The sequence below is a fragment of the Pseudoalteromonas sp. 5Ae-yellow genome (assembly GCF_014077565.1).
Lineage (GTDB): Bacteria > Pseudomonadota > Gammaproteobacteria > Enterobacterales > Alteromonadaceae > Pseudoalteromonas.
Genome location: NZ_JACGWD010000016.1, coordinates 36,491 through 61,615 on the forward strand (window position 1 = coordinate 36,491; position 25,125 = coordinate 61,615).

18 protein-coding genes are annotated in these 25,125 nt (G+C 38.9%); 7 read left to right on the plus strand and 11 right to left on the minus strand.

The genetic code is table 11. The features are described from left to right. Positions 1 to 13: 13 nt before the first annotated feature. Together H4J63_RS06640 and add are read left to right on the plus strand one after the other, a co-directional pair. The gene (locus tag H4J63_RS06640; RefSeq protein ID WP_182195475.1) at positions 14 to 2,701 is read left to right on the plus strand and encodes a CHASE domain-containing protein; all 2,688 of its coding nucleotides are present in this window, start codon (positions 14 to 16) and stop codon (positions 2,699 to 2,701) included. A gap of 127 nt (positions 2,702 to 2,828) precedes the next feature. Next, complete coding sequence (gene add / locus H4J63_RS06645) at positions 2,829 to 3,830, plus strand: adenosine deaminase (protein ID WP_182195477.1); 1,002 nt, start codon at positions 2,829 to 2,831, stop codon at positions 3,828 to 3,830. 54 nt (positions 3,831 to 3,884) lie between these two features. On the opposite strand, the gene H4J63_RS06650 is transcribed toward add, so the two are convergent. From H4J63_RS06650 to H4J63_RS06670, 5 genes are all read right to left on the minus strand, one after another. Further along, positions 3,885 to 4,295: a CBS domain-containing protein gene (locus tag H4J63_RS06650; protein ID WP_024605928.1), complete on the minus strand. Its 411-nt coding sequence runs from the start codon at positions 4,293 to 4,295 to the stop codon at positions 3,885 to 3,887. A 167-nt stretch (positions 4,296 to 4,462) separates the two neighbouring features. After that, positions 4,463 to 5,176, minus strand: a complete 714-nt coding sequence (fre, locus tag H4J63_RS06655; protein ID WP_024605927.1) for an NAD(P)H-flavin reductase — start codon at positions 5,174 to 5,176, stop codon at positions 4,463 to 4,465. A 109-nt stretch (positions 5,177 to 5,285) separates the two neighbouring features. After that, positions 5,286 to 6,752, minus strand: a complete 1,467-nt coding sequence (ubiD, locus tag H4J63_RS06660) for a 4-hydroxy-3-polyprenylbenzoate decarboxylase (protein ID WP_002960958.1) — start codon at positions 6,750 to 6,752, stop codon at positions 5,286 to 5,288. Between the two features lie 71 nt (positions 6,753 to 6,823). Next, positions 6,824 to 8,854, minus strand: coding sequence for a methyl-accepting chemotaxis protein (locus tag H4J63_RS06665; RefSeq protein WP_182195479.1), 2,031 nt, complete (start codon positions 8,852 to 8,854; stop codon positions 6,824 to 6,826). 67 nt (positions 8,855 to 8,921) lie between these two features. Then, positions 8,922 to 9,203 (minus strand): MliC family protein, encoded by a 282-nt coding sequence (locus tag H4J63_RS06670; RefSeq protein ID WP_182195481.1) that lies wholly within the window; start codon positions 9,201 to 9,203, stop codon positions 8,922 to 8,924. Between the two features lie 145 nt (positions 9,204 to 9,348). On the opposite strand from H4J63_RS06670, the gene H4J63_RS06675 reads away from it, so the two are divergent. Beyond that, positions 9,349 to 10,254, plus strand: a complete 906-nt coding sequence (locus H4J63_RS06675) for a DUF808 domain-containing protein (protein ID WP_182195483.1) — start codon at positions 9,349 to 9,351, stop codon at positions 10,252 to 10,254. Between the two features lie 44 nt (positions 10,255 to 10,298). Here H4J63_RS06675 and H4J63_RS06680 read toward each other — a convergent pair whose 3' ends face one another. The 3 genes from H4J63_RS06680 to H4J63_RS06690 all read right to left on the minus strand — a co-directional run bounded on the left by H4J63_RS06680 (position 10,299) and on the right by H4J63_RS06690 (position 14,996). Continuing rightward, entirely contained in the window at positions 10,299 to 11,240 is a 942-nt protein-coding gene (locus H4J63_RS06680) for a tetratricopeptide repeat protein (RefSeq protein WP_182195485.1), read from the minus strand. Between the two features lie 86 nt (positions 11,241 to 11,326). Continuing rightward, a complete protein-coding gene (locus H4J63_RS06685; RefSeq protein ID WP_182195487.1) occupies positions 11,327 to 12,727 on the minus strand; it encodes a M20/M25/M40 family metallo-hydrolase in 1,401 nt (466 codons plus the stop codon). A gap of 181 nt (positions 12,728 to 12,908) precedes the next feature. After that, entirely contained in the window at positions 12,909 to 14,996 is a 2,088-nt protein-coding gene (locus H4J63_RS06690) for a TonB-dependent siderophore receptor (protein WP_182195489.1), read from the minus strand. A gap of 189 nt (positions 14,997 to 15,185) precedes the next feature. Between H4J63_RS06690 and dbpA the strand changes: the two genes are divergently transcribed. Beyond that, positions 15,186 to 16,574 (plus strand): ATP-dependent RNA helicase DbpA, encoded by a 1,389-nt coding sequence (gene dbpA, locus H4J63_RS06695; RefSeq protein WP_182195492.1) that lies wholly within the window; start codon positions 15,186 to 15,188, stop codon positions 16,572 to 16,574. Positions 16,575 to 16,596: 22 nt separating this feature from the next. Here dbpA and H4J63_RS06700 read toward each other — a convergent pair whose 3' ends face one another. After that, a complete protein-coding gene (locus H4J63_RS06700; protein WP_002960947.1) occupies positions 16,597 to 17,169 on the minus strand; it encodes a DNA-J related domain-containing protein in 573 nt (190 codons plus the stop codon). Positions 17,170 to 17,245: 76 nt separating this feature from the next. On the opposite strand from H4J63_RS06700, the gene H4J63_RS06705 reads away from it, so the two are divergent. Continuing rightward, on the plus strand, positions 17,246 to 20,065 hold the full coding sequence (locus H4J63_RS06705; RefSeq protein WP_182195494.1) for an ATP-binding protein: 2,820 nt from the start codon (positions 17,246 to 17,248) through the stop codon (positions 20,063 to 20,065). Positions 20,066 to 20,129: 64 nt separating this feature from the next. Here the strand turns inward: H4J63_RS06705 and rho are convergent, their stop codons facing one another. Both rho and trxA read right to left on the minus strand, forming a co-directional pair. Then, positions 20,130 to 21,389 carry a transcription termination factor Rho gene (gene rho, locus H4J63_RS06710; protein ID WP_002960945.1) on the minus strand — a complete coding sequence of 420 codons (1,260 nt, stop codon included), beginning with the start codon at positions 21,387 to 21,389 and terminating at the stop codon, positions 20,130 to 20,132. 185 nt (positions 21,390 to 21,574) lie between these two features. Continuing rightward, positions 21,575 to 21,901, minus strand: a complete 327-nt coding sequence (gene trxA, locus H4J63_RS06715) for a thioredoxin TrxA (RefSeq protein ID WP_002960942.1) — start codon at positions 21,899 to 21,901, stop codon at positions 21,575 to 21,577. 91 nt (positions 21,902 to 21,992) lie between these two features. On the opposite strand from trxA, the gene rhlB reads away from it, so the two are divergent. After that, positions 21,993 to 23,270, plus strand: a complete 1,278-nt coding sequence (gene rhlB / locus H4J63_RS06720; RefSeq protein WP_182195496.1) for an ATP-dependent RNA helicase RhlB — start codon at positions 21,993 to 21,995, stop codon at positions 23,268 to 23,270. Positions 23,271 to 23,313: 43 nt separating this feature from the next. After that, entirely contained in the window at positions 23,314 to 24,807 is a 1,494-nt protein-coding gene (gppA, locus tag H4J63_RS06725; RefSeq protein ID WP_182195498.1) for a guanosine-5'-triphosphate,3'-diphosphate diphosphatase, read from the plus strand. Positions 24,808 to 25,125 lie beyond the last annotated feature (318 nt).

Here is a 25,125-nt window from a genome sequence, read left to right on the forward strand (position 1 = left end):
AGGAGCACAAGCATTGAGAAAGTTTTTAATATTAACCCTTAGCTTGGCTTGTGCTTACTTTTTTACTGGGTATTTTAGCAACTCACTTCTTTCTGTAGATGGCTATGCGGTCGCCTCTTGGCCGCCCTCAGGAATTGCTTTAGCGAGCTTTTTAATTTGGGGACGTAAGTCATTTATTGGCCTTATTCTTGGTGCTTTCTGTACTAACTTAATTCATCTTGATAACACTGTAGATATTCTTCATTTTAATGTGCTTTTACAAGCTATTTGCGTCACCTTAGCCTCTGTTTTACAGGCTTGGATTGGTCGTCAAATTATAGTCAATGTTATAAAAGCACCGCTTGATTTATCTTCGTTAAAACACAGTATACAAAGCTTAATAGTTGCAGGGCCGATATGTTGCGTTATTGCAGCCGGTGTGGGAACTAGCTTATTAGCATTGAATAATGTGATCCCGACCAATGCTATTTTTGATAATTTTATAGCATGGTGGATTGGCGACAGTATTGGTGTACTTATATTTACACCGCTAGTACTGGCTGCTTTTAACTACACGCAAGTACGCCATCGTATGCTGGTGATTTTACCTTCACTATTAATTTATATACTAATTAGCGTTAGTTTTTATGGTGCTGCCAGTGTTAAAAAAGAAAAAGACATTCAAAAGCAAGAAGTCAAAATACTTGTTGTGCAAAATGCTATAAGCCAGAAGCTCGATGGTATTACTGCTCACTTAGGATTACTAGCTACATACTTTGCTAGTAGTGATAACGTGAATTTTAAAGAGTTTAAACAGTTTACTTCAAAGCAATTGGACTATAGCCAAGAAATTTTAGCATTTGAATGGATACCTTATGTATCAGCAAATAAACTCACTGATTTTGAAACACATGAAAATACAGCCACAGGCAAACCTTTATACATAAAAGAAAAGTCACTAGATGGAGCTTGGCAACCTGCAGGTACGCGTAGTAATTACTTTCCTGTAAAGTACGTATATCCCTTAAAAGGTAATGAAGATGTTTTAGGGTTTGATTTAGCTTCAAGTAAAGTAAGAGGAGTAGCGCTTAGCAAAGCGAAAACACTCAATGAGCTAGCACTAAGTGAGCCAATTAATTTAGTCCAAAATACATCAGAGAAGGGAGTGCTCTTTTTATATCCTGTTTTTGGTGAATCATCTACCGAAGATGATTTTCAAGGTTTTGTGGCCGCTATTGTTAGCCTTAAGCGCTTATCGCAAACATTGTTATTTGATCACAACAATTCAATTTCAGCCAGTTTTTTTGATACAACGATACCAGGGAAAAAGCAGGCAATTTATATTGCCGATACCGATAACTCGCAAATGCTGTTTAAAGAATATCAATTGTTGATTGGCAAACGCATGTGGCAGGTCGAGTTATATGAACCAATAGTTAGAACGTCTTGGTTAGTATATTGGCTTGCACAAATAGTAGGTATGTTGTTTGTGTGGTTACTGATTACATTTTTGATTTCAGTTACTGGTACAAACATACAAATTCGCGAACAAGTGGCCAAGCAAACATATACACTACGCAAAGAAAAACAAAAAGCAGATGAAGCGAGTCATATAAAGGGGCAGTTTTTAGCAAACATGAGCCACGAAGTCCGCACCCCTATTAACGGTATAAAAGGGCTGCATTATTTAGCGCTCCAGCAAAACGATTGGCAACAAGCTAGAAGTTACATAGAGCAAGCAGATGGGGCACTTGGTGTTTTACTGAGGGTATTAAACGATGTGCTCGACTTTTCAAAAATGGAAGCAGGCAAGCTAGACTTAATACAAGAGCCTATTAATGTAGCGAGTTTAGCGGATGAAATGCTTAATTTACTTCAGTTTGAGGCTGACATTAAATCAATAAAGTTAAGTCTCGATTTTGATAAAACATCAAATTTGGTCATTAATACCGATCCAATTCGCTTAAAACAAGTGCTGCTGAATCTGCTCAATAATGCGGTTAAATTTACAGGGGAAGGTGAAATCACTCTGAAAATTTGGCAATCGAAAAAAATGACTTATTTTAGTATTAACGATACGGGTATTGGTATTAGTAGCGAAGCACAGAAACAATTGTTTAAACCGTTTGCACAAGCTGATAGCTCAACCTCACGCCAATATGGTGGTACAGGCTTAGGATTAAGTATTTGCAAAAAGCTGGTTGAGTTAATGGGTGGTGCAATTGATTTAGTTAGTTATGAAGGTAAAGGCTCTACATTTACATTTAGTTTGCCGCTAATATCGCCTTTACCAAAGGCAGAGCAAATTCAGCAGCAATACAACGCAATAGACGTAAGTACATTATCATTTACAGGCTATAAATTACTTTTAGTAGAAGATAATCCACTTAATCAGCATGTTGCTAATGCTATTTTAAAAACGAAAGGCTGTATTGCCGACATTGCTAACGATGGTTTTGAAGCCATAGAAAAGCTAGCCGAAAATAGCTACGACATTGTGCTTATGGATATTCAAATGCCAAAAATGGATGGACTCAAAGCAACAAAAGTAATTCGTCGTGATTTAGAGTTAATTGATTTACCCATAATAGGGCTATCGGCGAACGCCCATGACGATGACGTTAAAAAGGCACTAGCCTGTGGAATGAATGGCTATATTACCAAACCTATTGATGCAGATACGCTTTTTAAAACTCTTTGGCATCACTTATCAGGAAAATAGGCTATATCATTTTTTTGCACAAAAAGCAGACATATGACCGCTAAAACTTACCGCAAATCATATAGAATTGAAAAATAACTGTATCTGCGTATCATGCGCGCAAATTTAACTAAACTGGGTTGCTATTATGATCAATAGAAAATTACCTTTGCTAGATATTCACCGTCATTTAGATGGTAATGTACGTGCGCAAACCATATTAGAACTTGGTCGTCAGTTTAATATAGAGCTACCTGCAGATAACGTTGAAGCATTAATCCCTCATGTTCAAGTTATTGATCCTGAACCAAACCTCATGGCTTTTTTACAAAAGTTAGATTGGGGAGTTACTGTGCTTGGCGACTACGATGCGTGTAGACGTATCGCAATTGAAAACATTGAAGATGCACAAGCACAAGGTCTTGATTATGTGGAGCTTCGATTTAGCCCTTACTACATGGCACAAAGCCAAGGTTTACACCCAGAAGGCGTTGTAGAGGCCGTTGTTGATGGTATTAAATCAGCAACAAAGGGCGCAAATATAAAAGCTAACTTGATTGGTATTTTATCGCGTACTTATGGCGTAAAAACGTGTCAAAAAGAGCTTGATGCATTACTCGCATTTAAAAATGATTTAGTCGCTGTTGATTTAGCCGGTGACGAAATTGGCTTCCCGGGTGAGTTGTTTGTAGAGCACTTTAAACAAGTACGAAATGCGTATTTAGCTTCGACTGTCCATGCTGGAGAAGCACTTGGCGCTCCAAGTATTTGTCAAGCAATTAATGAGTTGGGTGCGAGCAGAATAGGGCATGGCGTTAAAGCAATTGAAGATCCAAAACTAATGGATTATTTACGCGATAACCGTATTGGTATTGAGTCATGCTTAACAAGTAATATTCAAACCAGTACAGTAAACGATTTAACTAAGCACCCACTTAAACAGTTTTTAGATCATGGTATTTTAGCGTGTATTAATACTGATGATCCTGCGGTTGAAGGTATTGAAATTGAGTATGAATATACCGTTGCTGCACCTAAAGCAGGCTTATCTCAAGCTGATATGGAAAAAGCCCAAAAAAATGCGTTAGAAATAGCATTTTTAAGCGATGGCGATAAAAAAGAACTTTTATCACTCGTTAGCGCACGTTAATGTAAGAGCATTAAAAATGCCGCTTTATATAAGCGGCATTTTTGTATCTGCAATTTAGTGTGTTTGGCAGCTTATGTAATTATCGTAAAGTGCTTTAAGTACATCTGCTCGGCTGATCATACCGATTACTTTAATGCCCTCTACAACAGGGTAGTTTTTTGGTTTACCAGGCTGCATCTGCTGTGCAAGCTCAATAATGTTGGTATCGCCGCTGACGGTCACTACCTCTGTTTGCATAAGCTGCGATACTTTAACCATCCCATCACAAAAATAACTGCTTTGCGTAAGTGGTTTTAACAGCTCTTGCTCTGATATAAATCCAACTAAGCATTTATCTTTATCAAATACTGGTGCGCCAAGTAGTTTAAATTTTTGTAGTTCTGCTATGGCTGTCGTCATTTCTGTATCTGGTGTGATATTTGGCAACTTGCGTTGCATAAAATCTTTTACTTTTGTATTTAGCATTTGGGTCTCTCCCGCTGATGTTCTATACAAAGTATGGTTTATAGATAGGGATTTAGGAAATTGTTTATATTGATGGAGTTGATAGGTTTTAACTATTAAATATTTGTTGCTATAAAAATAAAGGCACCGATTAGGTGCCTTTATTCATAACTGAAAGTAAATTTCAATTATTTGATAAATGCGAATGCATCTGCGTACATGTTTTCACGAATTGCACCATGAATAATAAAGTCATCACGGACAATACCTATCATGTCAAAACGACCTGCCATATAAATATCGTATGGTTCTAGTGACACAATATCTTGCATTACTGCTTTGTGTACATAGCCAGTGTGTCCTTGCCAATTAGCAGATGGATTTTCTACTACAGGAATAAACTTAAAGTTCTCATGGCTATCTGCCCATGCTTGCATTTCTGTGTGTGCGTATAAAGCAGATTCTTCTTTTACGCCCCAGTAAAACAACACAGGACGGTCGCATTTTATTTCAGCTAAATGATCAGCCATTGATTTTGCGTATGAAAAACCAGTACCACCGGCGAGTAAAATAATAGGGCGCTCACATTGCAGGCGCAACTGTGAAATACCCAAGCCAGCTTCAATGTCTACTAACTGCCCTGTGGTATGGGCGTTTCGTAAATGCTCTAACGATTGCATTGCATACGAATCGGCACCTGAGGCGCCAATATGCAGTTCTATTGCATCGCACTGTGAAGGGCGACTAGCTATAGAAAAAGCACGTTTGTCTTTTTCGCCTAATACGAGTTGCATGTATTGGCCAGCTTCAAAGGTCACCGGTTGTTGTGGCTTTAAAATTACTTTATGAACAAATTCTGTAAGTGGGCTGATAGCTACAACTTCAGCTTTTAATGTTTGCATTTTTTACCTTTTAGCAGCGCTTGTAACAGCAGATACGCAATCGAATAGCTCGATTCTAGCATATCTGCAGGGTTATTTTATAGCCTGATATGTACTTACATATAAACACTTAAACAATATTAAGGCTTTCCCAAATATCATCTACACGGTCTTTGGTGTCTTTATCCATAACAATAGGCTCGCCCCATTCGCGGGTGGTTTCGCCAGGCCATTTATTGGTAGCATCCATTCCCATTTTTGAACCAAGACCTGAGACTGGCGATGCAAAATCGAGATAATCAATAGGTGTGTTCTCTATTAATGTTGTATCACGCGCTGGATCCATTCGGGTTGTTATAGCCCAAATAACATCTTCCCAATCGCGGGCGTTAACATCGTCATCGCAGACGATTACAAATTTGGTGTACATAAACTGACGTAAGAACGACCAAACTCCCATCATCACGCGCTTAGCATGGCCTGGATATTGTTTTTTCATTGTTACAATCGCCATACGATATGAGCACCCTTCAGGCGGAAGGTAAAAGTCGACAATTTCAGGGAATTGCTTTTGTAGTATCGGTACAAACACTTCATTAAGTGCCACACCTAAAATAGCAGGCTCATCAGGCGGACGGCCGGTAAATGTGCTGTGATAAATAGGATCTTTACGATGCGTTAAATGAGTGACCGTCATTACTGGAAAGTCATCTACTTCATTATAGTAACCGGTATGGTCACCATAAGGGCCTTCTGGCGCCATTTCACCAGGCATTATGTAACCTTCAAGTACTATTTCTGCACTGGCAGGGACTTGTAGGTCATTTGAAATAGATTTTACAACTTCGGTTCTGCTGCCACGTAATAAGCCAGCGAATGCATATTCGCTTAGAGTGTCAGGTACAGGCGTTACAGCACCTAATATAGTGGCAGGATCGGCACCTAATGCTACCGATACAGGGTAGGGTTGCCCTGGGTTTTCTTTACACCATTCTTGAAAATCAAGCGCGCCACCACGATGTGACAACCAGCGCATAATTATTTTATTTTTGCCTAATAATTGCTGGCGATAAATACCTAAATTTTGGCGCTTTTTATAAGGCCCTTTGGTAACTGTAAGGCCCCAAGTAATTAATGGTGCTGCATCACCTGGCCAGCAATGTTGAATAGGTAATTTAGTTAAATCTACATCATCACCTTCTAAAACTACTTGTTGGCAAGGCGCTTTTTTAACTTCTTTTGCAGGCATATTAAGCACTTGCTTAAAAATAGGTATAGCGCCTAGAGCTTCTTTAATACCCTTTGGTGGATCAGGTTCTTTTAAAAAAGCGAGTAGCTTGCCCACTTCGCGAAGCTCGCTAACATCTGTTTGGCCCATGCCCATTGCTACGCGTTTTGGTGTACCAAATAAGTTGGTAAGCACCGGCATATCGTAGCCTTTTGGGTTTTCAAATAATAACGCAGGGCCTTTTGCACGCAATGTGCGATCAGATATTTCGGTCATTTCAAGATACGGGTCGATTTCTTGGGTGATACGTTTAAGTTCGCCTTTTTTTTCAAGCAAATCGATAAAATCACGTAGATCTTTATATTTCATTGTGGGCCGCTATTAAGCAAAAGAGTTAAAGTATTATACCCATTTCATGCAAGGCAAGTCATTACTTGCACTTAAAACTTAAAGCGCTCTACGGCACTCGTTAAAGAGTGTGCAAGTTGGTTTACGTCTTCACTTTCGCTTGCTAGGGTTGTCGCGTTTTGGGCATTCAAGGTTGCTTGCTCTGTCACCTTTGCCATTATTTGTTGAATGTCGCCACTGTTAGTCAATTGCTCATGTGATGCATGAGCAATTTGCTCACTCATCTGATTAACAGACAACAATGTGCTTTTAATACGCTCTACGGCTTTATTTAGTTCAGTGCTGTTTTTAACACATTGCTTGGCTTGGTGTTGGCCATCAGTAATGTGTTCTTGAGTTGTTTTAGTGTGTTGTTGCAATGTTTGGATCATGGTGTTTATTTCGCTAGTCGAGGTTTGTGTACGTGCAGCTAATGATCGAACCTCATCAGCAACTACAGCAAACCCGCGTCCGTTTTCACCCGCTCGCGCTGCTTCAATTGCAGCATTAAGTGCAAGTAAGTTAGTCTGCTCGGCAATGCTACTAATTGTTTCAACAATGGCTTCAATAAGCTGAGTGTACTGTGCGAGTTCTTCTGTGCTGCCTACTGCTTTATCAAGACGCTGCAATAAAGTTTCTATACTTAGACTATTTTGATTAGCAATCTCGTTTACATCATTTGCAAATTGCGATGCGTTTGTTATTTCACTTGATGTTTTATCTGCTTGTTCATAAACCGCTTGTGAGTTGATTAGCATATTGTGTGCAAGCGATGTTGCCTGCGCGCTTCGCTCTAACTGCTGTTGTGCAACAACCGTCATTTGCTGACCTTTTTCACTGGTTTTAATAGCACTGCTGTCTAGTTCGTGGGCGTCGCTACTAATTGCACCAATTAGGTTAGTAAGGTCTTCACTGAGTTTATTTATGTTATTTAGCAAAGTACCAAATTCATCTTTACTACGTGGGTGGCTTCGCTTTGATAAATCACCTGAGGCGATTCGGGCTAAATCGCGGTTTACTTTTTTAAGCGGTTTTAGCATTGCGCGAGTTGTAAAAATAGAGATTGCGATAATCAATATAATTAAAACAATCGTAATAATTACTACAGAACTAATCCCTGTATTTATGGCGGCCTTTGCATTAGTTTGTAAGGCATTAAAGCGCTCATCAGCCAATTTATTAAGTTCAATAAGCTGACCTTCTGTTGTTATAAATTGCTGTTGAAAGTGTTCAAAATTTTGAGCCGCAGCAATAGCACTTTTGAGTACTTTATTTTGTTGGGCGTAAATTCCTGTATCGTTGTTAAGTAACTCTCTTAATTGATTAAACTTAGCCGTTAAATTTTTAGCATTAAACGCATTATCAAAAGGTAGCGCTTGTTGCTCTAAATAGGTGAAATTAGGTTGAATGTTATCTAGTAGAAATAGAGTATCTTGCTGATGACTATTTAAATCATTGATACTTGCAGTTTGAGTAATGCTTTTTATATTATTGCTTAAGTTAAACAATAAATCATCTATACGGGTCGCTGTTCCAAACATAGCATTAAGTAACGCCTGCTGTTTTACAGGCACTTCTAAAAGTTCTATATCAAGTAAGTTAGAACTTAAATTGTAAAGTTGCTCGTTAAACGTTGCTGATAATTCTATGGTGGAATTTTGCGCTACAAACTTACGCTCTTTAGCGCTAAAGATTGCGACACTTACTTCAGTCAGTTGCTCGAAACCTGCGTTGGTACTGGTGAGTAAATTTTGCATTGTTATTTGTTGATTTAGTTGAGTGCTTAACAAATTGAGCATATCGCTAAATTGTTGTTGCTCAACTTGCGCCTGTTTTTTATTTTGTTGAAGTAAATCAAGGTTTGCTTGGCTGTAAGCTAAGGCGTTAAATTTGGTAATAGACAGTAATGATAGCCTTAAATCTTTGCTGAACTGTTGTACCGGAACCGCTAATTTTTCGGTTCGGGTATTGTTAACGCTAATTTTGTTTAATGACCAATAAAAAAATACACTACTTGTTAGCACCAATATGCCAATGGCTGTAAAGGCTAAAATTATTTTATGTTTGATCGCAATTGAACGCATAACTTCATCACAATAATGGATCTTTAATTATTGTAGCATTATTGTAGCATTATTGGTTGTTTTTATGTTAAACCTTGGTGCACTGTCTTTTTTTACCTGCAATGATTAACATGGCTTCCTTACCCTTACCCCAAAACAGTACCTCTTCACTTATATATTTATTCCCTGATGCACTTTTTTCGTGATTAAGTACATGCACTTTATTGTTAAAGATAAGTTCGGCTTCAGAATTATTAATGATATTGAGTTTTACGCTCTCATCATCGCATTGGTAAGCAGTACTGGTTTGTAAATCACTACATGCGGACAAGCTTAGTAAAATAGCGATTAATGCTAAATATACTTTCATTTTTCCTCCCATCTTCTTTAAAAGTTAGTTAAAACACAGGGCAAAATTTTAATCTAATGTAAGAATAACAAAGCAAAATTAACCGTTGGTGAAAGTAGCGCTTTACGTTATGTTTATAGCAATATTTTTTGAGCTCGGAAGCTTTATGGCAGGCACTAACCTTTTAACGTTATTAGACGATATAACCACTTTACTTGATGACATTGCGACAATGAGTAAGGTAGCAACAAAAAAAACAGCGGGTGTATTAGGCGATGACTTAGCGCTCAATGCACAGCAGGTTACAGGTGTTGCAGCAGAGCGTGAATTACCGGTTGTTTGGGCTGTGGCAAAGGGCTCATTTTTAAATAAAGCGATACTCGTACCCGCTGCTTTATTAATAAGCGTATGGCTGCCTTGGTTAATAACACCGCTTTTAATGATGGGTGGTTTGTTTTTGTGTTTTGAGGGAGCTGAAAAAGTATTTGCTAAGTTTTTGCCTCATCACAATGAAGCGGTAGATGAAGATGAAAAATTAGATTTAGTTGAGTACGAAAAACAAAAAATAAAAGGGGCAATAAGAACCGACTTTATTCTTTCTGCCGAAATTATTGTTATTACTTTAGGCACTGTGGCAGGCGCTACATTAGTTAACCAAGCTTTAGTGCTTTGTGTTATCGCAATTATAATGACGATTGGCGTTTATGGCTTAGTGGCCGGTATTGTAAAGCTGGATGATGCCGGGTTTTATTTACTCAATCAATCTAAAGTGTCAGCTAATAAATTTAAAGAGTTACTTGGTAAAGGCTTACTCGCAGCAGCGCCTAGGTTGATGCAGTTTTTAGCATTTGCGGGCACCATTGCAATGTTTTTAGTAGGCGGCGGGATTTTAGTGCATGGTGTTGAGTTACTGCATCATACTCAAGTGGATGTAACAAGCTATGCTCAGTCTGTTGCTGGCGGCACAGGAGAAGTATTAGCGCCTCTCTTGTTTGATGGTTTGTTAGGTGTTATTGCCGGCTTAGTTGTTGTGCTCATACATGTAAGTTATACAAAGTTATTTAAAAAATAGTTTATAGCTGGCGTACTTGTTGCGCCAGCTATATTTAAATTCACTCATTCACAGTTAGCTATTTTACAAAGCGATTCTAATTCAAATTGTGCTTTAGTATTTTTTTGCTCAATGGCCTTTTTATACCAATAAATAGCTTGTTGATAATTTTGAGCTATTCCCTGACCATCACGATACATTTGCGCTAAATTTAATTGCCCCCATTGAGAACCCGCTTCAGCAGCTTGCTTAAAGCTATTAAATGCTTCAATAAACAAACCATCTTTAAAATAATTAATGCCTTGTTGATTGTTTTTATCGAGTTTTAAACCTTTATATAGTGGCTTAGGTTTGGGAGGAAACATCACAAACCCGCCATAAAGGCTGTTGGCATAAGGTCGCAGCACGTCATAAATAGCTTCGTCTTTATACAAACGCTTTACTTCATCACGAGGGAGGGTGATTGTTTTAGTGGAGAAGTAATTGTCTTGAATTAGTTGGCTGGTACGCATTGCCAAGGTAATACTATTATTACGTTTATAGCTGTAGTTGCTTATCTGAAAGGTAATAAACTGCTTATCAAAACTTAAAACTTGAGCAATTTTTAAATTGGTTAGGGTCCAGGGTTCGTGTGTAAATTTGTCGGCGTGTACTAAATAGGTGTCATATATTTTAGGTGTATTCAAATAGCTTTGCTTTTGAGTCTCGGTATCAAGGTGTTGTTGATAAAAAAAAGAAACAATCCAAAGCAATAAAAAGACGCCAATAAAGTATTTAGGTAGGCTTAGTTTTTCTATTAACGGTAGTTGCGGTATTTTAACCGGTTCGCTTTTTCCGCATTGATAGCACTCGCGTTTATAGCTTAATTTTAAGGCAAGCATAGGTAAAATGCTAAATCGTAAATAGCGGCTTTTATTTACTAAATGGTAGGCGTCGCTCTGGCAGTGAGGGCAGCGTGTTATTTGTGCAAAATGTGGAAATGATTCACTCGTGTTGAAAAGTAACATAAAGCACGCTCCTTGTTTAATTACCTAAAGGTAAAACAAGAAGCGTGTTAGTCAAAGCTACAAACTGTAAGTAAGTATGTCTGTTATTACTTATTTTGAGCTTTAGGCTTGATAGTGGTTTTTGCATCGGCAGCCATTAGAGCAAATACAGCATATGCAGCGGTATTTTGACGAAGCTTAGCAGGTGTTACTTTATCAAGCGTATCGTCAGCTGTATGGTGGTAATCAAAGTAATCTGTTCCATCTTGAGCAAGTTCAAAAATAGGTGCTGATGTTGCATTTTTAAGCGGAATTAGATCTGGGCCGCCATTCGCTTGGTTTTTACCAATGTATTCAACATTTAATGGCGCAAGCTCTTTTGCTATAGCGCGTACTACAGGAAGCGAAGCGGCATCTACATTTGATTCAAAAGCATATACAACATCGGCGCCAAAATCAGACTCAGCGGCTGCAACAATATTGCTTAGCTCGTTTTTATGCTCTGCAAAATAAGCTTTTGCACCCCAAAGACCTAGCTCTTCAGCTGCAAAAAGTGCCACACGAATACTTCGCTTAGGACGTTTTACATCGCTAATATGTTTAGCGGCTGCCATTGTTAGTGCAACGCCTGCGCCGTCATCTAATGCGCCAGTCCCTAAGTCCCAAGAATCTAAATGCCCGCCAATTAATACATATTGCTCAGGGTTTTCGGTACCATTAAATTGGCCAATAACGTTATAACCAGTGCCTTCACCAAGGCTTTCGGTTTGCACATTAATATTTACCGATACGTCTTTATTTAAAGCGACTAAGCGTGCTATTTGATCTGCATCTGGGTTAGCAATGGTTACGTTAGGTATTTTTGTAACACCTTCTTTATAGTAACTACCACCGGTGTGTGCAAAACGATGATGCCCGGTACTAACAGAGCGCATCATGTAGGCAACAGCGCCTTTTTTAGACGCTTCTATAGCGCCTGTACCTCGTGCTTTTACAGCAGGTCCGTAACCATTGCCGTCTATGTCGCGGTTCATGCGGTAATTAATATATGCAATTTTACCTTTTAAACTGTTCGCCGGTGCGGCTTTTAATTCATCAAGTGTTTCGAATAATACAACCGGCGCTGTAATCCCATCTTTTGGCGTACTTATACTGTTACCTAATGCAGTTAAGTGCAGTGGTTGCTCGCTTGGTGTTAGTATTTTTCCGCTTTCGCTATAACGACGCCATTCAGGAAACGTGGCTTTTTCTAGCCATACTTTATCAAAGCCCAGTTCATTAAATTTGGCTTGAGCCCATGCCACGGCTTTTTTATCGTTTTCGGTACCGGGAAGGCGTGGGCCTACTTCAGTTGTTAATGACTCTAGTAATTTATAACTTAAATCACTATTTAGTGCAGAGGTGCGCACTTCGTCTACTTGTTGTAATTGCTTTTGGGTAAATTCGGCGCTGTTAGCGTTTGCAGCCATACTGCTAGTAAGCAGCAGTGCGGTAATTAATTTTTTCATTTGGGTAGGCCTTTTTAATAATTAGCGCTATTAGAGCATGTAACAAACATGATAAAAAATAGATGAGATGAATAGGCTTTGTAATAGGTTTAATGCTGTTAGGTATAAACGTTTAGATATAAAAAAAGCCCGCGTAAATGTACGCGGGCTATATTTTAACACTGTTATTTAAGGCATTTATTTAAAAGCTAAATTGCGCTGCTAAACGAAGATTTGTACCCTCGCCAACAGTTACATTACTCGTGCTGCCACCACCTAAATAGTTGTTATAAAATAAGTTTTCGATGTTGAGGCGTAAGTTAATATCGGTATTGCTTAAGTTAAACTTATAAGTGGCGCCTACATCAACACGTGTATATGCATCTTTAGTAATTGTATTATCGCTATCTGCAAAGCGCTCGCCTTCATAAAAAGCACCAGCGTTAAAAGCAATCGCATCATTTAGCTCATAACGAGTCCACAGAGATGCTGACCATTTAGGTGCGTCGGTTGGGCGTTTACCTTGCAGCTCCTCATTCGCTCTTTCATAGTTCGCATCTAAATACATCGCAGAGGCCATTACAAATAAACGATCTGTTGCAGCGCCTTGTGCTGCAACTTCAAAGCCTTTGTGGCGTTGTTCGCCAACCTGATTTGTCTCGGTTGTAACTGAGCCAATAGGAGCCTCAAGGTCTGCAGTGACCAGCGTTCCATTTTTACTTATATCGAAAACGGCACCACTAAGCAGTAAACGGTCATCAAGCAGTTGCCATTTTATGCCAAGTTCTCTTTGTTCAGAGGTAACAGCATCTATTTCCATACCGAAGTTAATATCAGTTTCGTCGGTGATGGTCTCATTTTGTGGCTCAAAGCCTTCTGAGTAACTAGCGTATATAGTTGCAGAAGCATTTGGGTGATAAAGCACACCTACTTTTGGTACAAATGATTCGTTATTTTGGCCTTCACGCGTTTGCTTATCGTAACGGCCACCTAGCGATAATTGCCACTCTGGTGAGAACGAAATTAAGTCTTGGACGTAAATACCGTAGTAGTCGTATTCAGTTTCGCTTATTGTATCATCTGTTTTATAGCTTATTGATGGACGAGATGGCTCGTCTTGACCTGCTGAATAGTAAAGGTATTCTTCTTTAGGCAGTGCTGTGCGTAATTGCCCGTAGTAGTAATCAAGCGAGTTAGCACCAACTAGGAATTGGTGATGAATACCAGCTGTTTCAAATTCACCAATAAAATCAATAAATGCAGTTTTAAATTGCCAATCGTCAAAACGGTCGTAAGGGCGAGATTCATAACTATCGCCTTCAGCAAAGCCAGCTGGCATACGCGGTGCTGACTCAAAGCGTTGGCGTTCAAATGTTTGTTCGTTATAGCCAAGCTTTACTTGCCAGTTATCGGTTAAAAATACTTCTAGGTCTACACCTAGGTTTTCTACGGTTATATCGGTAAACGCCCAAGACATATCACGGATTGTTTTATCATCACCAATTACATTGGCATTATCGTCTATCCATGCGCCCGTATCTAAACCTGCTTCGTCGTCCGTGCGGTCGTAATGCACACGTACTAATGCGTTGTCGCTAATATCGTAATCTACAACTAAAGCACCTAAAAAGCGGTCACGCTCGCGGTTTTCACCGTTTTGGTATTCACGCCAGTAATCAACATCTTGTTTAACTAAAATCCCGCGAGCACGTAAATCTTCAGATTCAGTCAAGGCGCCTGCAGCATCTACCATAAAGCGCGTTGAGCCATGTTGATCTACATCGGCACTGGCATTAAATAATGTTTGTGCTGTAGGCTTTTTAGTAACCATGTTCACCAAGCCACCCGGACCTGATTGACCATATAAAATGCTCGATGGGCCTTTAATTACTTCAACTTGTTGTAAAATTTCGATTGGTTGTTGGTAGTGCGACCAATGCTGATGCCCATCACGTAAATAACCTGTTGATGAGCTTAGCTCAAACCCACGTAAGTTAAATACCTCACGATTTCGTTGTTGTGAGCCTGCCGTTAAGCTGGCGTCATTTGTGAGTACTTCGCCAAGTGTAGTGGCAAGCTGTTCGCTAATAATAGTGTCGGTTATTACAGTGACAGATTGTGCAGTTTCAAGTAATGAAGCTGATGTTCTCATTGCGCCATTAGCGTTATCTACTTTGTAATCGTTAAAGTAGCTACCCTTTACTTCTATGCGTTCAAGGTCGGTAGTGTTTGCATATGTGCTTGTTGTAATGCTTGCTAATAGTGCTATGTAAATAGAATTCAGTTTCATTAATTGCTTCCAGCGCAGGTATGTAAAAAACAATCGCGATCTTAATGCAAACTACTATCATTTTCAACATCTTTCATTAACATGTTTTATAATGTGTTTGTTAATGGTTGCCAATTACGAATTCTGCTATTATAAGCAACATATTAGTGGGGCTTTCTCCCATGTTATTTTATTGCTATGGAACTTACTGTGACTTCAACTGCTTTTTCATCTTTGGCTTTACCGGCTGGACTCGTTGATAACTTATCAACACTTGGCTATGCCCACATGACACCTGTACAAGCGCAAAGTTTGCCGCCTGTACTTGCTGGTAAAGACATCATTGCTCAGGCAAAAACCGGTTCAGGTAAAACTGCTGCGTTTAGTTTGGGTGTGTTAGCTAAATTAAACGTAAAACGCTTTCGTATTCAATCTTTAGTCTTGTGCCCGACTCGTGAACTTGCCGAGCAGGTTGCAGTTGAAATGCGTAAATTAGCGCGCGGCATTCATAACATTAAAATATTGACGTTATGTGGTGGTGTTTCAATTGGCCCGCAAATAGGTTCACTTGAACATGGTGCGCATATTATTGTTGGCACGCCAGGGCGTGTTGATGACCATATTCGTAAAGGTACTCTACGTTTAGATGATGTGGAAACATTGGTGCTTGATGAAGCCGATCAAATGCTTGATATGGGTTTTCAAGACACACTTGATGCAATTATTGAGCGTATTCCACAAAATCGTCAAACATTGTTATTTAGTGCTACATTCCCAAGAGCCATTGAAGCAATTGCTAAGCGTGTACTTAAAAAACCTGAAATGGTTAAAGTAGAAGAAGAGCAAGCAAAAAGCACAATTAAGCAGTACTTCTATAAAATGGATAACAATAAGCAGCGCTATCCAACGCTTAAGTTATTACTTCTTAAATTTACACCACAAAGCTGTGTTGTATTTTGTAATACCAAAGTAGAAACTCAACAAGTGTGTGATGATTTAGCTGACGAAGGCTTCAGCGCTGTTGCATTGCACGGTGATTTAGAGCAACGCGATCGTGAACGTACGCTAATTCACTTTTCAAATAAAAGTGCTTCAATACTTGTTGCAACCGATGTTGCTGCACGAGGTTTAGATATTGATGACATGGATATGGTTATTAACTACCATTTAGCACATGACACGCAAACACATGTTCACCGTGTTGGCCGAACTGGACGTGCTGGTAAAAAGGGCATTGCTTGTTCTATTTACGGTGAAGCTGAAGCGTTTAAAATTGCACAAATTGGCGATCATTACGAGCGTGATATTACTCCAGAGCAAATGCCGCCGTTTAATTTATTAGATAAACCGCCGTACCGCCCTGAAATGGTTACTTTGATGATTGATTCAGGTAAAAAGCAAAAAGTACGTGCAGGCGATATTCTTGGTGCTCTAACAGGTAAGGATGGGGTTGCAGGTCGTCAAGTAGGTAAAATTAACGTACTTGATAACGTAGCATTTGTTGCTGTTGAACGTAACTCATCAAAACCAGCACTTCGCAAACTAACCGAAGGCAACATTAAAGGGCGTAAAATACGCGCTCGTCGCCTTACTCGTTAATTTAAACCGCTAAATTAACAAATTAGCGAGCAGCTACCTTTAGCTGCTCGTATTGTAATTTTATTTTTTTAAACTTAACTTCACAACCATTTGGTTTATCTGGGTGCATCTGTAATGCAAGTTGTCTCCAGCGCTTTTGAACGTTTTTAAGAGTGAAATTTTCGGGTAACTTCCACTCTAAAGCCAACGCTTTAAATTCATTGTCATTTAATACTTGTTGTGGTGATGTCGTTTTAAACTGACGCCAAAAACTATTCAAAAGCTCATCAATTTTCTCTTCACCGGTATCGTAATTACGCCAATCTAAATAATAATCTCGCAAATTTTCGTTCGTTGTTACTAAACTATTATCTTCTTTTTCTAAAAGCTCGATATGCAGAGTTGAAATGAGTAAACTTTGAGGGCGTAATTGTGCCTGCAGTTGGTACAATGCATTCATAATTAAAAAGTTACGTTTAAATAAATCACGTTCAGGGCTTTTATCGAGTGTTGTTATTGCGCTGCGGTTTGTCAGTTCTGCTGCTAAAGTATGAACTTGCCAAACCTGCCTTGTTAATATCAGCTCAAAAATCTCATCAATCAGTGGGTTAAGCATTGTTTAGGCCCTAGTAGTTGGTGTATCTTCAATAAAGATTACACTGATATAAGTAACGGTTTGAAGGATTAAAATTATGCTGGGCAAGTTAAAATGCCTCTTATTTACTATATGCTGTGTACTAATAGCTCCTGGTTATGCCCAAAATACTGATTCTTTATTTGAGCAATTCAAAAACGAAGTACAGTGGGAGCCTAAATTACAATTAGCAAACATGCTACTTACTAATAAAGATGCCTCCAAAAAAGAGCGTGTCGCTGTTTATTCGGCATTGGGTAATAGTGCGTTATCGGCTGATAATTTTAAAGAATCTTTACACTATTTTAAATTACTAGAACAACATACTTCAGATACATTCTTTCCTGATGAGCACTTTCGTGCAATTAAAATGCAAGGTGTGGTGCTCTTCTATCAAGGTTTATTTCAAAAAGCCATTATTGAATACAGCCGTACCCTAGTATTAGCTGAAAAAAATGAGCAATTACTTGAACAAGCAAATTTACTAAATAATATTGGCTTGGCCTATTTTAATATGAACAAGTTAGGCGATACTCTAGAGTTTTATTTAAAAGCAAAAGCTATTTACGAAGCGCACGGCAGTGAACAAGATCAAACCGATATACTACTTAATATAGCTGGCGTTTATATACGCTTATCACGCTACGATAGTGCGTTTAGTCTTTATCAAGATGTACTTAAAGTTTATCAGCGATTAGATGATAAAAGCGGTATTGCGCAGGTATATAACAATATGGGTGTTGCTCATATGGAGAGCAACCAATTTGATTTAGCACTACATTATTATCAGTTAGCGCTGCGATATTATATTTCAGCTAATGATTACAATAAGTTATCTACACAATATACTAATTTGGCAAATACTAATTTAGTATTGAAAAAAGTTGATGAAGCATACGAGCAAGCTAAATTAGGTGAGTACTATGCGCTTAAAATAGATAACCATAATTTAGAGCTTAATGCGTTACATGCGCTGGCTAAGATTCAGTTTGTTAAGGGCAATTTAGATGAGGCTCAAATAAATTTAGATCGAGCTATTTTACTTGCCCATGAATACGGCAGTGAGCGAATAATTAGGGAAAGCTTGGGGGCCAAAGCACTTCTTGAAGCGAGTAAAGGCGATTATTCAAGTGCAATGGCTTTGCAACAAAAATACATTAGTGAGCTGCGAAAACTCAGAAGTACGGCAATTATTAACGCGCTAGCGGTGCTTCAGCATCAATTTAAAGCAACACAATTAAACCAGGAAATAGAAAAACTTAAACAAGATCGCCGTGTGCAAGAACTGAAAATGTCGCAGCGTTCTCAGCTTACTTTATTCTCTTTTTTACTATTACTGTTAGTTGTAGTAACAGGTATTGCACTTTACCGTCGTGGTGCAGAAAAACGCGCTAAGCAGCAGTTAACAGAACAAGTTACGCAACGTACTGCAGAATTGCAGGCAATTGCACAAGAGCTCAGAGAGGCCAATGATGTTAAAAGCCAGTTTTTAGCTAATATTAGTCACGAAATTCGCACTCCACTAACGGCTATTTTAGGGCAAACAGATGCCTTAATTAATGAATTATATGAGCCTGAGTCACTTAAAGATGAATTAAGAGTAATTCAGCGTCACAGTGACCATTTAAAAAGCTTAATAAATGATGTACTTGATTTAAGTAAAATTGAAGCCAATAGATTAGAGTTAAATATTTCGTGCTTTGATATTGTCGAGCTCGTAAATGACGTACATGCCATGTTTATTACCCAAGCAAAAGCAAAAAATCTACACCTTATTTTAGACAATCAAGTGGGTAATGAGTTTTACACTAAGCTCGATTTGATTCGCGTAAAGCAGATTCTTATAAACTTATGTGCCAATGCTATTAAGTTTACTCACGCTGGCCAGATCATCATTGCTTTAAATAAGAGTGATCAAGGGCTGGTTATTATTATAAAAGATACCGGTATTGGTATGAGCTCTAAACAGTTAAAGCTTATTTTTGAATGCTTTAGCCAAGCAGATAACAGCATTAGCCGTCGCTTTGGTGGTACAGGGTTAGGCCTTAGCTTATCACAACAATTAGCCGCGATGATGGGCGGTTATATTAGCGTACAAAGCGAATACAAAAAGGGCAGTCAGTTCTCGTTCTTTTTACCGTGCGCAGAAGTAAATAAATCGCAAAGCATGATTGAAGCTCAAAGTACTTCTAAGGAAAATAAGCGATTGGCGGGTCGTGTTTTACTTGCGGAGGATCATCCTGATAATCGTAGGTTAATAAGCCGCTATTTACGCTCAATGGGACTCGAGGTTATTGCTGTTGAAAATGGTGAGCAAGCGGTAGAGCAGTGCTTAAAAGAATACCCTGACTTAGTATTACTCGATATTCAAATGCCAGTGATGGACGGGCGTTCTGCTTTCCAACTATTGAAACAGTGTGGTTTTGAACGGCCTATTTTTGCTTTAACAGCAAATGCTATGAGTCATGAAGTAGATAGTTACTTAGAGTTAGGGTTTACAGGTTACTTAGGTAAACCGATAGACAAAGAGTCATTTTATAAAGCGCTCTCTAATCACCTACATAATGCAGAAGATCAGCCAATTATAAAGCAAAATGAAGTTGATATGAGCGATCTTGTGATTAGTTTCAAGCAGAGCTTTGCTTTGGAGAGTGAAACGATTACCCAGCATTTTATAAGCGAAGATTTAGGTGCGCTACAAAAAGATAGCCATCGCATTTTAGGGGCTGCACAAATGTTTGGTTTGGATGAAATTGCGCAATCGGCTAAAAATTTAGACAGAGCACTTCTACACAGAACCCAAAAAAGCAGTGCAAATGATTTTAAAGCGCTCGTTGATACACTGCAGAGTGTACTTAAAAAGTATAATGAGAGTTAAACTGTATTTAATCCAGACATAAAAAAAGCGCCTTAGGCGCTTTTTTTATTCAATTAAAACGCTTTTATTGGCGTCTCATCGAATCAAAAAATTCATCATTGGTTTTGCTCATCGATAGTTTATCGATTAAGAATTCCATTGCATCAATTTCTGACATGTCATGAACAATTTTACGTAAAATCCAAAGCTTTTGAAGTTCATCTGGTTTTGTTAGTAATTCTTCACGACGAGTACCTGAGCGGTTAAAGTCGATAGCTGGGAATACACGTCTTTCCGCAATTTTACGGTTAAGGTGAAGTTCCATGTTACCAGTACCTTTAAACTCTTCGTAGATAACTTCATCCATTTTAGAGCCAGTATCGATGAGAGCTGTAGCTATGATTGTTAAGCTACCACCTTCCTCAACGTTACGTGCAGCACCAAAGAAGCGCTTAGGTTTATGTAATGCGTTAGCGTCAACACCACCAGTAAGTACTTTACCTGATGAAGGAATAACGGTGTTATAAGCACGTGCTAAACGAGTGATTGAATCCAATAAGATAACAACATCTTTTTTATGTTCAACTAGGCGTTTTGCTTTTTCGATAACCATTTCGGCAACTTGTACGTGACGAGAAGCTGGCTCATCGAACGTTGATGCAATAACTTCACCTTTAACTAGGCGTTGCATCTCTGTTACTTCTTCCGGACGTTCATCAATAAGTAAAACCATTAATGTTACATCAGGATGATTGTGCGTAATTGATTGTGCAATATTTTGAAGCAGCATTGTTTTACCCGCTTTTGGCGGAGCTACTAACAAACCACGTTGGCCGCGGCCAATAGGAGATGCTAAATCAAGTACACGGGCTGTAATATCTTCTTTACTGCCGTTACCACGTTCCATGCGAAAACGTTCGTTTGCATGTAATGGAGTAAGGTTTTCAAAAAGAATTTTAGTTCGAGAGTTTTCAGGTTTATCAAAGTTAACTTCATTTACTTTAAGTAAAGCAAAGTAACGTTCACCGTCTTTAGGTGGACGAATAAGACCTGAAATTGAATCGCCAGTACGCATGCTGAAACGGCGAATTTGGCTAGGTGAAACATAAATGTCATCTGGGCCAGCTAAGTAAGAGGCTTCTGATGATCTTAAGAAGCCGAAACCATCTTGTAAAATCTCTAATACACCGCCGCCGAAGATATTCTCTCCGCCTTTGGCATGGGATTTAAGAATGGCAAAAATGATATCTTGCTTTCTTAAGCGGGCTACGTTTTCGAGCCCCATGGACTCAGCTAAGTCTACAAGCTCTTTAATGGACTTGTCTTTTAATTCGCGTAAATGCATATTGGTGGGTTCTTTATTACAGTTGTCATACTCAAAATCGCTTTGATCGTTGAGTGAGGTTTGTTGAATATAACTAAGGATTAGTTGGCTTTATAAACTAGCAGTTCACTGGCAAAGCGTCCAGTCTTTATACAAAATAAATTTAAAAAAGGGCAAAAAGCCCTTTTTATTGTTCTAGCTTACAGTTAGATGTTGTTTTCTAAAAACTCGATAAGTTGAGTTTTTGAAAGAGCACCTACTTTCGTTGCAGCTACTTGGCCATCTTTAAAAAGAAGTAAAGTAGGAATACCACGAATACCAAATTTTGGCGGTGTGCCAGCATTTTGGTCGATATTTAATTTAGCAACAGTCACACGGCTGTCGTATTCATCAGCAACTTCGTGAAGAATAGGGGCGATCATTTTACAAGGTCCACACCATTCAGCCCAGAAATCTACTAGTACTGGTTTGTCTGATTGTAATACGTCAGCTTCAAAGCTATCGTCAGTAATTTGGATTATTTTCTCGCTCATTGCGCTCTCCGATTTAGTTAGGCGAAATATTTAGTGCGTATTTAAACACTCTTGTTTCTTATTGCAAGTTTAAACGTTATGCTTAAACGCTATGACTAAGACACATTTAACCGATAAAAAGTTTTCAGACTTTGCTATCGCACCGGAAGTGGTTGCCGGTTTAACCGAGAATGGGTTTGAATATTGCACACCTATTCAAGCAAAATGCCTACCTTTTATTTGTGATGGACGCGATATCGCGGGCCAAGCTCAAACTGGTACAGGCAAAACGTTGGCGTTTTTAACTGCCACGTGCCATCGGTTATTACAATCTAGCAAAGCACCTAGTAAACATCCAAGAGCCCTGATCATGGCCCCTACTCGGGAGCTTGCGATTCAGATACACAAAGATGCTAAAATTTTAGCGCCGCACTGTAATCTTAACTTAGGTTTAGTATATGGTGGCGAAGATTACGAAAAACAACGTGCACAACTAGAAAAAGGCGTTGATATTTTAATTGGTACTACAGGTCGTCTAATTGATCTGTATAAGCAAGGCTGTTACACCCTTAATGAAATTGAGGTAGTCGTGCTTGACGAAGCTGATCGTATGTTCGATTTAGGTTTTATCAAAGATATTCGCTATATGTTCGATCGTATGCCAGATACATCAAAGCGTTTAAACTTATTATTTTCTGCCACATTATCATATCGCGTACAAGAATTAGCTTTTGAGCACATGACAAACCCAGAGCATGTTCAAATTGAACCTGACGTTAAAACGGGTAAACGTATTCAAGAAGAGCTATTTCATCCTTCGCAAGAAGATAAAATTAAGCTGTTGTTAACCTTAATTGAAGAAGAATGGCCAGAGAAAGCAATCGTGTTTGCAAATACTAAGCACAGTTGTGAAACTGTTTATGCTTGGCTTAAGTCAGACGGTCATCGTGTAGGCATGCTTACTGGTGATGTTAACCAGAAAAAACGCCAAACTATATTAGCGCAGTTTAGCAAAGGCGACTTAGACTTTTTAGTTGCTACAGATGTTGCTGCGCGTGGTCTTCATATTCCAGAAGTAAGTCATGTATTTAACTTTGATTTACCTGACGATTGTGAAGATTATGTACACCGTATTGGTCGTACTGGTCGTGCTGGCGCATCAGGCCACGCAATCAGTTTTGCGTGTGAGCAATATGCTTATAACTTGCATGAAATTGAAGAATATATAGAGCACAGCATTCCTTTATCTCATTATGATAAAACAGCATTGCTAGATGATTTAACTCAGCCTATTATTCAAAGAAAGCGCAACTATTCAAATGGTCCACGTAACCGTAGTCATAACAGCGGACGTCGCCCAAATAATAGTTACCAAAAAGGACGGTCGTAAGCGACCGTTTGTATAAGTAGTAGTAACTAGAGGTTTTTGAACGGTGGGGCAACTTAAACCGCAAAAAAATGTATACGCAGTTATTGATTTGGGCTCAAATAGCTTTCATATGCTTATAGCCAAATCAATTGCTGGCGGTCTACAAACAATTGGACGTGTTAAACGCAAAGTCCGATTAGCCGCAGGGCTTGATAAAGATAACGTATTGAGCACTGAAGCAATGCAGCGAGGCTGGGAATGCCTTGCCCTTTTTGCTGAGCGTCTACAAGATATCCCAGATAAAAACATCACCATAGTAGCAACAGCTACCTTAAGGTTGGCAACTAACGCCGAAGTATTCAAAAACCATGCAGAAAAGATTCTTGGCCATAGCATTAATGTTATTAGCGGAGAATTAGAAGCGCGCACAATTTATAAAGGTGTTGCTCATACTTCATCTTGTACTGGCAAACAGCTTGTTATTGATATTGGTGGTGCAAGTACCGAAGTTGTAATTGGTAAAGCATTTGATGCCTTACATTACAAAAGCCTCAATATGGGGTGTGTTACCTATCTTGAACGCTACTTTAAAGACTGCCAATTAAGTAAGGGTAACTTTAACGCAGCTATAAAGGCAGCTCGTACAGTCATTGATGAAATTTCTCCAGAATATAAAACAGCGGGATGGCAAATTGCATCTGGTGCTTCTGGCACAGTGCAAGCAATTCAAGAAATTATGGTCGCTCAAAATCTTGACGATTTACTCACGCTTGAAAAGCTCAACACTATAAAAGAGCAAGCAATTGCATTTAGCACCATTGCAGCGCTCGACCTTCCTGGATTAAGTGAAGACCGTCGACTGGTATTTGTATCAGGACTCGCAATCTTAATCGCACTATTTGAATCTCTTGAAATAGAAAAAATGGGATTGGCGGGTGGAGCACTGCGTGAAGGTGTTTTATATAGCATGCTTCCGGAGTTTCATAATAACGACATTCGTAAACGCACAGTTGATGGGTTTATGAGTCGTTATCACGTTGATCAAAAACAAGCGTGTCGAGTTTCAAGCTTGGCTATGCAGTTAGCGATAAGTATTAATAAAGATTGGCCAATTGAAAGTTTAAATGGGTTACCACTATTAAAAGCGGTAGCGCAGCTTCATGAGATTGGATTACTAATAGAATATAAGCAGTACCATAAACACACCGCTTATATTTTGGAAAATACTGATATGCCTGGTTTTTCACAGTCAGAGCATAAATTAATAGTAGCGGTAGCTGATGCGCATCGTTCTGATTTTCCAAAAGGCTGTTTTAATTCACTCGGCGTAAATAGTCTATTAGCGCAATATATAGTGAGATTACTACGAATAGCAGTCATCTTATCAATGCGCAGACAAGATGATGTACTGCCTAAGTTTGAGTTAACTGCTAAAAATGAAGTGTTAGACCTTAAGTTTGAAAGTAACTGGTTAAAAGATCATCCATTAATGGCTAGCGAGCTACAACAAGAGTCTAAACAGCAAGGTAAACTTGGGTGGAAGCTCATAGTAAACTAATTAAAAAGGCCCATCAGGGCCTTTTTAGTGTTTAAAGTAACCATTTCGATGTAAATATGCGCGAACAGCACATTATTTCAAGTTTTCTTCAAAAAAGGGTTGATCTGTTTTCGGATCTCCCTATAATGCGACCCCACTGAGACGGGATATGGCGACGCGCAGCGGACAACGCATAGCGAGGCACGAACTACCTCAGAGAGTTAAATAAAACTTCGGTTTTAAATCTTCCAAAAGAAAGTTTAAAACAAAGTGTTGACTCGAAAAATAAAGGGTGTATTATTCGCATCCCTTGAGACGCTAAAGCGACTCAAAACGTTC

What these genes read in the sequence shown, in the direction of transcription:
- add (WP_182195477.1), top strand. Translation starts at nt 2,829, where the DNA reads ATGATCAATAGAAAATTACCTTTGCTAGATATTCACCGTCATTTAGAT.
- H4J63_RS06650 (WP_024605928.1), bottom strand. Translation starts at nt 4,295, where the DNA reads ATGCTAAATACAAAAGTAAAAGATTTTATGCAACGCAAGTTGCCAAAT.
- fre (WP_024605927.1), bottom strand. Translation starts at nt 5,176, where the DNA reads ATGCAAACATTAAAAGCTGAAGTTGTAGCTATCAGCCCACTTACAGAA.
- ubiD (WP_002960958.1), bottom strand. Translation starts at nt 6,752, where the DNA reads ATGAAATATAAAGATCTACGTGATTTTATCGATTTGCTTGAAAAAAAA.
- H4J63_RS06665 (WP_182195479.1), bottom strand. Translation starts at nt 8,854, where the DNA reads ATGCGTTCAATTGCGATCAAACATAAAATAATTTTAGCCTTTACAGCC.
- H4J63_RS06670 (WP_182195481.1), bottom strand. Translation starts at nt 9,203, where the DNA reads ATGAAAGTATATTTAGCATTAATCGCTATTTTACTAAGCTTGTCCGCA.
- H4J63_RS06675 (WP_182195483.1), top strand. Translation starts at nt 9,349, where the DNA reads ATGGCAGGCACTAACCTTTTAACGTTATTAGACGATATAACCACTTTA.
- H4J63_RS06680 (WP_182195485.1), bottom strand. Translation starts at nt 11,240, where the DNA reads ATGTTACTTTTCAACACGAGTGAATCATTTCCACATTTTGCACAAATA.
- H4J63_RS06685 (WP_182195487.1), bottom strand. Translation starts at nt 12,727, where the DNA reads ATGAAAAAATTAATTACCGCACTGCTGCTTACTAGCAGTATGGCTGCA.
- H4J63_RS06690 (WP_182195489.1), bottom strand. Translation starts at nt 14,996, where the DNA reads ATGAAACTGAATTCTATTTACATAGCACTATTAGCAAGCATTACAACA.
- H4J63_RS06700 (WP_002960947.1), bottom strand. Translation starts at nt 17,169, where the DNA reads ATGCTTAACCCACTGATTGATGAGATTTTTGAGCTGATATTAACAAGG.
- H4J63_RS06705 (WP_182195494.1), top strand. Translation starts at nt 17,246, where the DNA reads ATGCTGGGCAAGTTAAAATGCCTCTTATTTACTATATGCTGTGTACTA.
- rho (WP_002960945.1), bottom strand. Translation starts at nt 21,389, where the DNA reads ATGCATTTACGCGAATTAAAAGACAAGTCCATTAAAGAGCTTGTAGAC.
- trxA (WP_002960942.1), bottom strand. Translation starts at nt 21,901, where the DNA reads ATGAGCGAGAAAATAATCCAAATTACTGACGATAGCTTTGAAGCTGAC.
- rhlB (WP_182195496.1), top strand. Translation starts at nt 21,993, where the DNA reads ATGACTAAGACACATTTAACCGATAAAAAGTTTTCAGACTTTGCTATC.